The organism is Candidatus Limimorpha sp. (assembly GCF_056203535.1).
In genome coordinates this window covers 1-11,352 of record NZ_JBADWU010000050.1, presented here as the reverse complement: position 1 = coordinate 11,352, position 11,352 = coordinate 1, and the positions used below count along the sequence as shown (strand labels likewise).

Annotated in this window: 7 protein-coding genes; 4 read left to right on the top strand and 3 right to left on the bottom strand. The window is 44.8% G+C overall.

The features are described 5' to 3' along the window. From AC06MN_RS05990 to AC06MN_RS05975, 4 genes are all read left to right on the top strand, one after another. Window positions 1–1,302: methylmalonyl-CoA mutase family protein (locus AC06MN_RS05990; RefSeq protein WP_475671446.1), on the top strand; the 1,302-nt coding region annotated here is incomplete at its 5' end. A gap of 271 nt (window positions 1,303–1,573) precedes the next feature. Continuing rightward, window positions 1,574–4,162, top strand: a complete 2,589-nt coding sequence (locus AC06MN_RS05985; RefSeq protein WP_475671445.1) for a peptide-N-glycosidase F-related protein — start codon at window positions 1,574–1,576, stop codon at window positions 4,160–4,162. Window positions 4,163–4,481: 319 nt separating this feature from the next. Next, window positions 4,482–4,952, top strand: a complete 471-nt coding sequence (locus tag AC06MN_RS05980; protein ID WP_475671444.1) for an HYC_CC_PP family protein — start codon at window positions 4,482–4,484, stop codon at window positions 4,950–4,952. A gap of 204 nt (window positions 4,953–5,156) precedes the next feature. Continuing rightward, window positions 5,157–7,427 (top strand): TonB-dependent receptor, encoded by a 2,271-nt coding sequence (locus AC06MN_RS05975; RefSeq protein WP_475671443.1) that lies wholly within the window; start codon window positions 5,157–5,159, stop codon window positions 7,425–7,427. A 106-nt stretch (window positions 7,428–7,533) separates the two neighbouring features. Here AC06MN_RS05975 and AC06MN_RS05970 read toward each other — a convergent pair whose 3' ends face one another. The 3 genes from AC06MN_RS05970 to AC06MN_RS05960 all read right to left on the bottom strand — a co-directional run bounded on the left by AC06MN_RS05970 (window position 7,534) and on the right by AC06MN_RS05960 (window position 11,087). Next, window positions 7,534–8,904: an LUD domain-containing protein gene (locus tag AC06MN_RS05970; protein WP_475671442.1), complete on the bottom strand. Its 1,371-nt coding sequence runs from the start codon at window positions 8,902–8,904 to the stop codon at window positions 7,534–7,536. 110 nt (window positions 8,905–9,014) lie between these two features. Further along, window positions 9,015–9,452, bottom strand: a complete 438-nt coding sequence (rpiB, locus tag AC06MN_RS05965; RefSeq protein ID WP_475671441.1) for a ribose 5-phosphate isomerase B — start codon at window positions 9,450–9,452, stop codon at window positions 9,015–9,017. Between the two features lie 510 nt (window positions 9,453–9,962). Beyond that, window positions 9,963–11,087 carry an ATP-binding protein gene (locus AC06MN_RS05960; protein WP_475671440.1) on the bottom strand — a complete coding sequence of 375 codons (1,125 nt, stop codon included), beginning with the start codon at window positions 11,085–11,087 and terminating at the stop codon, window positions 9,963–9,965. Between the last annotated feature and the right edge of the window lie 265 nt (window positions 11,088–11,352).

The following is an 11,352-nucleotide window of genomic DNA, read 5'->3' as shown; positions in this document are numbered from 1 at the left end:
TCGGGCATGAACCATTTCATGGAAATCGCCAAGATGCGTGCCGCCCGTATGTTGTGGGCCAAGATTGTGAAGACCTTCAACCCGAAGAATCCTAAATCACTGGCACTGCGTACACATACCCAGACTTCAGGTTGGTCGCTGCCCGAACAGGATCCATTCAACAACGTGGCGCGTACTTGTGTCGAAGCTATGGGCGCTGCTTTCGGTCACAGCCAGTCGCTGCACACCAACGCTTTGGACGAAGCCATCGCTTTGCCAACCGATTTCTCGGCTCGTATTGCCCGTAACACTCAGATTTACATCCAGGAAGAAACCAACGTTTGCCGCGTCGTCGACCCATGGGCTGGTTCCTATTACGTTGAATCGCTCACCAAGGAAATCGCTGAACGCGCTTGGGGTCACATCATGGAAATCGAAGCCATGGGCGGTATGGCAAAGGCCATCGAAACGGGTCTGCCGAAGATGCGTATCGAAGAAGCCGCTGCCCGCAAGCAGGCTAAGATTGACTCAGGCCGTGAAATCATCGTCGGTATCAACAAATACCGCCTTGACCACGAAGACCCAATCGAAACCCTCGAAGTGGACAACACCGCCGTGCGCGACGCTCAAATCAAGCGTTTGCAGCAACTCCGCGCCAACCGCAACGAAGCCGATGTGCAGCGTTGCCTGGATGCCATCACCAAGTCGGCTGAGACCGGCGAAGGCAACTTGCTGGCTCTCGCTGTCGAGGCTGCCAAGTGCCGCGCCACTTTGGGCGAAATTTCCATGGCATGCGAAAAGGTCGCTGGCCGTTACAAAGCAGTTATCCGTTCAATTTCAGGTGTTTATTCTATGGAAACAAAAGACGATGCAAAATTTGCCGAAGCCGTTGCCAAGGCTGATGAATTTGCCAAGATGGAAGGCCGCCGTCCGCGCATCATGATTGCCAAGATGGGTCAGGATGGTCACGACCGTGGCGCTAAGGTTGTCGCTACAGGTTATGCCGACATAGGTTTCGATGTCGATATGGGACCTCTGTTCCAGACTCCAGCCGAAGCCGCTAAGCAAGCTGTCGAAAACGACGTCCATATTCTCGGCGTCAGCTCTTTGGCTGCCGGTCACAAGACCTTGGTGCCTCAGGTCATCGCTGAGCTGGAAAAGCTCGGTCGTCCCGACATTATGGTCACCGTGGGTGGCGTCATTCCTGCACAGGACTATCAGTTCCTCTATGATGCAGGTGCCGTTGCCATCTTCGGACCTGGCACCGTGGTCAGCGAATCAGCCATCAAGATGCTGGATCTGCTGATTGCTGCCCGGAAATAACTAATTAAAATTAGACGCGATTCTCCTGCCTTCGCAGGAGTGACGAGCGTCTCTACAAAACAATTCAGGCTGACTGGAAATTTTTCGGTCGGCCTGAATTTGTTGTTGAAAGATGTTTCAAGAAACGTCTCTACTATTTTTGTTTTCACAAAATCACATCAACTTTATGTTTCCATAATGGAAAAACTTTTATTTTAGCACCGTAAAAGAATGAATTTTAATAAATATTGCAATTCATCATATTGGTTATCAATAATTTAAAATCATACCTATGAAAAAATTAACCTTACTTCTCTCCTTGTTGCTTTCGGTGACTTGGACATTTGCCCAGACAGAGGCAAGAATCGATTTCAACAACTATGCCGAAAACCAGAACCTGAACGGTCAGGACAACTGGGTGGCACGCGCACACAGCGCAGGCGGCGGCACTTTGAAAACCGAATACCTTGGTGCAGGCGGTGCCATTTGCCCTGATGAGACCATGGGCGTTTTCTTCGACAATGCCAACACCAATTTCGGTGAAATCGCAACGCACAAATCGACTTCAAATTTCCAATTCGACTTTTCCGATGGCGGCACCATCGAAATCGAACTGGATGTGTTCCGTAACTGGTGGGGCACTTGCTTCGGCGTTGGTTACGATGCTGATGGCGATGGCGTGGTGTTGCCTCCAATGAATTACGAAACTACACAGCCTAACCCGAACCTTCCTACACAAGATGGCGGCATCTATTTCGTCACTACAGGTGTCAGCAGCCAGGATAGATTCGTCAACGGCATTGTTCTGCCTAACAACACAATGCCAGTCGATTTCGATTATGACGAAACAACATGGACACGCTGGAGAATCATGATTGACCTCGAAGCCAACAACCGTCAAGGCAGCGTGGCTTTGTTTGCCGATTACGGTTGCACGGGCGAATTTGAACCTGTCCCTGAAATCCAAGGCATCAATGCCGGCTTGACCCCAGGCAGCGGCGACCGCTTCGACCCAGCCAAATGGGACGGCATTTTCTTCCTCAACAGCTCACATGCCGGTTACGACAATCTCGTGGTGAGACATACGCCTGCCGGTTTGGCCTCGCAATTTGTTGAGTTCGCCGAAATTCCTGACCAGTTGGTTTCAGCTGCTCCTATCACATTGGTAGCATCGGCTACATCAGGTCTTCCTGTCAGCTTTGAAGTGGTTGAAGGTCCTGCCACGGTTTCAGGCAACATCCTTACCTTGAACGGCACGCCTGGCATCGTCAAAGTGAAGGCTTCACAGCCTGGCGACGGCACACAATGGAATGCCGCTCCAAGCGTCACACGTTCATTTGAAGTAGTTGATCCTGATGCCTATACGCCTGAAATCACCATCCGTCGTCCTTACGATGGCACTAAGGTCTATATGACCGAATTGAAGCCTATCATGCTGGTTTTGAGTGCCTACATCGAACATGGCGATGCCATTAAGTTTGAAGAAGTGAAATTCACCGTCGATGGCGAAGATGTCATTTTGAGAACCGATTTCCCAAATGATCCAAACAACGGTTATTGGTATGCCACTTGGACACCAAGCGGTTTCGGAACTTATAATGTGAGTGCTTCCATCACCCAGTCGGGCGGCAAGACGACAAGCAAGAATTGCACTTTCGAAGTGACCAATAATTTTGAAAATATGGATGTCGTTACCATGAATGGCGACTTGATTGTTTCTCCATCGGCACAATCCGTCACAGGCGAATATGTCATGCCTTCGCATATCGGCGCTTTCAGTCAAATCGTTGCTCACTACGACCACAATTGCGTGAATGGCGACTGCGACCCTTACGACCGTGTGGGTTATTGCCGCGTGAAGAATTACCATGGCGAATGGGTTGAACTGTTCCGCTATATCACCCCATTTGGCGTTCAGTGCGAAGCCGACATCGATGTCACCGACTTCTCAACCGTGCTGCAAGGTCTGGTTGAATTTGAAATGTATTTCCAGACTTGGAACGGCAGTGGCTACAACCCAATCCTGACTTTCAACATGACCAAAGGCACGCCTGAATACCTCTATGCTGATGTCCAGCCTTTGTGGTTCGGTGCTTACGATTTCGGCGACTATGCCAACCAGCAGCCTGTGCCATCGGTCGACTATTGTTTTGTTGAAGGCGCCGAAGCCGCAAAACTGAAGCTTATGACCTCAGGCCACAACTGGAGCAGCGGCACCAACAACTGCAACAACACGGGCAATGCGGCTGAATTTTACGAAGCCACACACCATGTTTTCGTCAACGGACAGAACAAGTTCGAGCAGCATCTTTGGAGAACATGCAACCCGAATCCAGCCGGCTGTCAGCCACAAAACGGCACTTGGACCTACAACCGTAGCGGCTGGTGCCCAGGCTCAATGGCTTTGGTTTGGGACTTCGATTTGACCGAATACATGCCAGCTGGTTCAGCCGAATTGTTCTATGAGTTCGACCCGACTTATCTCGACCTCTGCCACCCGAATCATCCTGATTGCGTCGATGGTCAGACCTGTGTGCAGTGCTCCGCTGCCGACAACCCGATTCTGCGCGTTTCAGGTTCGGTGATTAGCTACAGCAACAATAGCGAAATCCTGCTCGATGTGCCGTCCTATCCTGAACTGAACGAAGACCCGTTCACGGTTGAAATCACGCCAAATCCTGTGAAGGGAAGCATGAACATTTCCACCGATTACGATTTGGGCAAAGTCTGCGTCCACATCATCAGTGCCAACGGTCAGGAAGTACGCAATTTCGTGATGCGCCAGAACGCCACCATCGATGTTTCCGACCTTCCTTCAGGCATCTATTTTGTCAACCTCATCGGTGGTAAAGTGGTGACTAAGAAGATTGTGATCGAATGATAATGGCTATTAGTTTTTGCTTAACAAATCATTAAACCATAGTTTTAAGTAGGCGAGCAAAATTAGTTTACTTATTGAACACGAGACATCGAGGTCACGAGAACGTGGAAATTCGAGACATTGTGAGTTTCCATCGTCTCGTGACCTTGTGTCTGTTTATAATGTATCTTAATTTTGAACAGTTACTTATCCATATTAAACAGCTTCTAAAGACTTACAAGAAATCCTTGTTAGTTCGTCGGGGAGGAAAGCGCGAGCCATCAAACAGTTGGAAAAATGTAATGACATCACAATCAAATAAGTTTACTATCTTTGCGGCGTGAAAAAACGCATATTGCAGATAGTATCCTCACTGATGGCGCTTTTTGTGCTCTTCGTTTCGATAGGTTGGAACGTGAATTTCCACTATTGCACCGAAGACCATCATCTTTTGAGTAGTTTCGGCGATGCTTCGCGCCTTTGCGAACACTGCCAGAACCATCCGCACCGCCACATGAACGCCACTCAGTTTGAGGAGCACCTCAATGTCGTTCATTTCGATGAAAAATGCTGCTGCGACGATTTCGACAGCAAGATACAATTCACTGACAATTACACATTTTCACCTGAAAAACATATTGCCGTTTTCCTGCAACCAGCCTTGCTGCCGCATTTTGATTCAATGGAATTGTTGCAGGAAATCAAGCAGGTTTTTCATATTTTTTCTCCACAAAAGATTCCATTTTTCATTTCCGGAAGGCAAATGACTATCTTTTTCTCCAACATGAAACTCAACCCGTTGATTTTCTGATAGAACCATCGTGTTCTATAAAAACACTGATATTGATTTGAACACTGATGTCACGGATTGACACGGAGATGTTTTGCTCGCAAAACAAAATCCGTTAAATCCGACAAATCCGTGTTCGAAAAAATACGGTGTTCCATCAGATTTATATCTGTATTCTCTATTTCAAGTATATCATAGTTTACAAATCTAATTAAATCTATCATTATGAAAATCAACAAATTAATTATAGCAATCGCATTGTTATTCATCTATGGTGGTGCATTTGCCCAGCACGAACATCATCATCACGATCATGAACATCATCACGACCTTGGTTACATTGAAGGCACGGTTTACGAAGAAATCGAGGGCAAAAAAGTTGCGCTTCCAGGCGTCAATGTTTATTGGAAAATCGTCAACGAAGGCACCGTGACCGATGCCGACGGCCATTACAGGATTCCTGTCCACGAAAAAATCCATTGCTTGGTTTTCAGTTTCGTGGCTTACGACAACGATACCGTTCACCAAATGGACAAGCCCATGCACTATGACCATGTGATGACGACTTCAAAAATGCTGAGCGAGGTTGAAATCACGGCACGCAAGAAGGCTTCGTTTGGCTCGACGCTCGAACCGCTTCAGATTGAGCATATTACAAGCGAAGCATTGCGCCGTTGCGCATGCTGTAGTCTTGCCGAGAGTTTCGAAACCAATGCCAGTGTCGATGTGGCTTACAGCGATGCCGTCACTGGTGCCAAGCAAATCGAATTGTTGGGTTTGAGCGGCATTTATACCCAGATGATGGCCGAAAACATGCCGAATTTCCGTGGTTTGGCTTCGGCTTTCGGTCTCAGTTATGTGCCTGGAACTTGGATGAACGGCATTCAGGTTTCAAAAGGAACTTCTTCTGTCAGAAATGGTTATGAATCCATCAGCGGACAAATCAATGTCGATTACAAGGAACCTGAAGCCGACAAGAGCGAGGAATATTTCTTCAATTTGTTTGGCAGTACGATGGGTATGGCGGAATTTAATTTCAATACTCGCATTGATATTAATGAAAAGAACGGCTTGTTGCTAATGGGGCATGTGAGCCACAATTTTATGAAGATGGATTCAAACCACGATTCTTTCATTGACGACCCGATGGTCACGCAATACAATGCTTTTGTGCGTTATAATCATACAAGCGATAGGTTCAACTGCAAGTTAGGCTTCAAGGCTTTGGGAGAGAATCGCTTGAGTGGTCAAATGGATTTCGACCCTGGCCATCGCAATGATGAAGGTTACGGCTTTTACGGCATCGGCATCAACACGGAACGTTATGAAGCCTTTGCCAAGACGGGCGTAATGTTCGACCGTCCGGAAACCAGCCTCGGACTTCAGCAGCAGTTCAATTATCATAACACGGATTCCTATTTCGGCCGCACCGATTACGATGCCAAACAGTGGTCGTATTATGCCAACTTGCTGTTCGATTCCTATATCGTAAACGACCATCACAAGTATTCCGTCGGCGCAAGTTATTCCTACGATAAATACGATGAAAAACTGGCCGACAGCGCCATGAACCGCATCGAGCATGTGCCTGGAGCCTTTGCCGAATACGTCTTCAGCGATGAGCATCATTGGACGCTGATTGCAGGTTTCCGCGCCGATTACAACAGCTATTACAACAAGTTGTTCTACACGCCGCGCCTGCATGTCCGTTTCAAGACCGACAACGAATTGGCTTTGCGTCTTTCGGCAGGCAAAGGCTACCGTTCGCCCAATGTCTTGGCCGAAAATTCAACCATGATGGCATCCTCCCGACAGATTTGTTTCATCGATACGCCAAAAATGGAAGAGGCCTGGAATTTCGGCTTGAACCTGATTAAGCATTTCGACATTGCCGAAAAAGAATTGGAATTGCAGGTTGATGTTTACCGCACCGATTTCGTCAACCAGATAGTGCTTGACCGCGATGCCGATGCGCATCAAATCAGAATCTACAACCTGAATGGAGAATCGTATTCGAATTGCGCCCAGATACAAGTGAATTACGAGCTTTTCAAGAATTTCGATTTCACGGCTGCTTTCCGTTACAACGATGTGAAAATGACTATCAATGACACCTTACGCGAAAAGCCTTTCGTCAATCGCTACAAAGGTTTGCTCACGCTATCATACGCGCCTGGCACTTGGCAGTTTGACGTCACCACGCAGTTCAACGGCGATTGCCGCGTGCCGAACCTGAACGGCAACGCTACGGCTGTGGCAGAGGGTCAGAACATTGAACGTTCGCCTTTCTATGTCATGCTTACGGCGCAAGTCACCAAGAAACTGGGCAAGAATTGGGAAGTTTACGTAGGTGGCGAAAACCTGACCAACTACAAGCAGGATAAGCCGATCATTGCGGCTAGCGAACCTTTCGGCGAAGATTTCGATGCTTCCATGGTTTGGGGCTCGTTGAGCGGTATCCGTGCTTATTTGGGCGTGAGATTCCAGATAAAGTGAAGGCTTTCTCTTTTCTTCCGTTCGGACAGAAGAAAAAACAAATTTAGAGAATTTTTCTTTTGCTGTTTAGCCATGTGTACTTGAGGTATGCATGGCCAAACTATTTTTATTCTTCACCGCTAATTTCCCGCCACATCTGGCTGAACGATTTCGGAGCCAATTCAGGCATGGTGCGCTTTTCGCCCCTGACAGGCGCAAATAGTTTTTTCATCTCCAAACGTTTCACCCACAATGGCGCATCCATTTTTTTGCGCGACTTGCAATGCCAAATCATAGCCTTGAACAATGCTTCGATTTTTGCATCGCCAACACGTTCAGTATTAACGAGATGACGGTTTTCAACCATCAAGTCATCCAAGGGAATTTTTACCGGACAAACCTCGGTGCAACGCCCACAAAGCGAACATGCCGAAGTGAAATGTTCGAAATCCTTCAAATCGTTTACCAACGGATTGCAAATGAGGCCAAAAGGACCAATGCTGGTAGTGCAAAAACTATAACCGCCAATGTTTTTGTAAACCGGACAAACGCTTATGCAAGCCCCGCAATGAATGCACGACAACACCTGGCGCTGCTTTTCATGCGAAAGCAGTTCCGTGCGGTTGTTGTTCAGCAGAATGACATACATCTGCTCGGGACCATCGCTGTCTTTCGAAGGACCAAACGTGATGGAATTGTAGGCCGCCATGCTCTGACCCGTGGCATAAGTTGAAAGCAACGGCAACAAAACGCCCAAATCGTTGATGGAAGGAATGACTTTCATTATGCCCGCCACAACGATATGAACATTTGCTGATGAACTGGATTTCAATATGTTGCCTTCATTTTCAGTCAAAACAACACCGCCCACATCCGACAAAAGGAAATTTGCACCCGTCACGCAAACCGAAGCCGCATTTATTTCATTTGAAACCTTGTAACGCAAGAAATTAACCATCTGTTTCACCGAACTGTCAGGCTTCAACTTGAAATTCTTTGTCAATATGTCGTTGATTTCCTCCTTTGAAAGATGAATGGCCGGCGCAATCGGATGATAAGGCTTCATGTCGGCAATTTTCAGCACATAACGCGCAACGCTGGTTTCGGACAACGGTATGCCTTTCTTTTGCAGGAATCCGTTCAATTCAATTTCGTCTAAAACCGTTGAATTTGAACGTATTACGGTTTTATTTGCCTGTCGATTAATGATGTCGAAAATCTGGTTTCGGGCATCCTGCGCATCGCGTGCCCAAATCACCTTGCCGCCATTATCAGTGAAATGCGTTTCGAAATCGACAAGTAGTTTTTCAAGTTTCAGCAAAGATTTGTTGCGAATCGTGTAGGCACGTTGCTTTTCAAGATTAATATCCTGATAATTGATGATGCCTTTGGTGAAATTCCTTTCATAACAGCTTGTGTTATAATTGATTTTCTGCCAATGTTCTTCATTAAACGCAATCTCGCTTTCCTTCCTGAATGTCGATTTCAAATCACCCATATAAATAACTGTTCAAAATTAAACTTCAAATTAGATTTCGAGGCTCATTGAGCTTGTCGAAATGGCCGTATTCTCGCATTCCCGTGACCTCGTAGTCTCGTATTCTTTATTTAATAGTTTTCTATTTTTTCGACCCTACGAATGTGACGGCCACCTTCAAAACCGGTGTTCAAAAAGGCCTGAACCATTTCCCAAGCCAATTCCTTATCAATGAAACGGCCTGGCAGCGACATAATGTTGGCATCGTTATGCTGACGCGCCAGTTTTGCCAATTCCACATTCCAGCAGAGCGCAGCACGCACATTGTGATGATGGTTGGCGGTCATCTGGGCGCCGTTTCCGCTGCCGCAAAGGATGATGCCCAACGGAAATTCACCCTTTTCAATAGCCGTTGCCAAAGGATGAATCATGTCGGGATAATCGACGCTTTCGGTACTGTGCGTACCAAAATCCTTAACTTCGTAACCGGATTCTGTGAGTTTTTCCACCAAAAACTGCTTCATTTCGAAGCCGCCGTGATCGCTCGCTATAGGAATAATTTGCTTCATTTCTACACTTGTTGATAAATAATCTGCAAAAGTAATTTTTTTCGTTTTCACCGCCAAGTTTATTCGTTAATTATGAGTGAGTTACCCGATGATAAAAATCAACATTTTTCTTATAACGATTTGATAATCTGAAAAATAAAAAGTTATCAACAATTTATCTGTTGATAACTTTTGCGTTTCGTGTGCATAATTCCGATTTCTGTTGATAAAACCCAAACGGGTCATTTTTTTCAACTTTATCAACCATCGTAATGAACAAAAACCAACTTTTTACGTTGTCATTTTAGCGCACTTTTCTGACTTTCGGACTATTTTTCAAAAAGAGGTAATTTTACTGATTTTGAAATCAATCGTCTTTTTCAAAATTGCCGTCTCAAATCCTCACCGAGAAAAGCAAATTTTTTAATGAAAAGTTTTCAACCAATTCACCAGCCTTATTAATGACCACCAAAATTATTAATTTAAAAGATTAATAAATGAATAATGGTAGGCGGTTGAAAAGTGGCTGGTTCATTGGATAAATTCAACATAGTTTTCCGTGTTTATCACAGTGTAGGTATGATTTGGATAGTTTTTTGCAAAAGTATCGGTTATTTTTGGTTTCTTCGATGGACTCCATTTGAATTCAAATGTGTGCAACATTCCGTCAACATCCTCCAAATAATCAATTTCCTGCTGCTGGTTTGTGCGCCAAAAATGTGATTTTCCGTAGAAACCGTTATAGGCATTTTTCTTTATCCTTTCGCTTATCAGAAAGTTTTCCCAAAGTGCTCCAACATCATTTCGCATCGCAAATGGCTTAAAATCAGATATTAATGCGTTTCTTACGCCATTATCGTAAAAATAGATTTTTATACTTTTCTTCAATTCGTTGCGTACATTTGAACTATATGAACGTAAATGGAAAATAATGAATGATTTTTCAAGTAAGTCAATATAACGTTGGACGGTTTGAGAACTTATGCCGATAAGATTTCCTATCTCGTTGAACGACACTTCGCTACCGATTTGTAAAGCCAAAGCTTGAAGCAGCCGTTCAATGATTTCCGGTTTTCTAACATCCTGATAGGCGAAAATGTCTTTATAAAGGTAACTTGAAACAATGTTTTGTAAAAACACGTTTTCATCGCCTTCATTATTGATTACATCAGGATATAGACCATAAATCAGTCGTCGTTCCAAAAGTCTTTTTTCTGTTGTTAATCCTTGATAATCAATTATTTCTTTTTCTGTAAAAGGAAACATTACATATTCAAACTTTCTGCCTGTCAAAGGTTCGTTGATTGAATTTGAAAGGTCGAGTGCCGATGAACCAGTGACAATAATCTGTTTTTCGGGAAAATTGTCTATGAGAAGTTTGAGTGTTATGCCAATGTCTTTCACCCTTTGTGCTTCGTCAATCAGAATCATTTCGGAATTTCCAATTTCTGACTTCAGTTCCGTTGATGTCGGCAAAGTCAACTTGGCACGGATATCCGGTTCATCACAATTCCAAAATAATGTCTTCTTTTCCGTTGATTTTATAATCATCTTTAGCAGTGTGGTTTTTCCCACTTGCCTTGGTCCGACTATCACGATAGCTTTGCCTTTGAACATTCTTTTTTGAATGATATTTTCCAATTGTCTTTCTATCATATTTTCTCAAATTTTCTGCAAAAGTATGCAAATTTTAAAGTATAATTCAAAAAACTTATAAGTATTTTAAAGTATAATTCAAAATTGTTATGATTTTTGTTTTTGATGCTTCGATTTTTTTGAGTACCTTAAATCCGCAACCGATCTGCAAGAGTAATGAGTTCCAAAGTAGCAGGCCGGGAAGATGCCTTCAGGCCGTAGGGAATGGCATTTAGGTGTTTCCGTTGCACAAAATCCCCTTACCCCACGATGCGTCTTGAGGCAA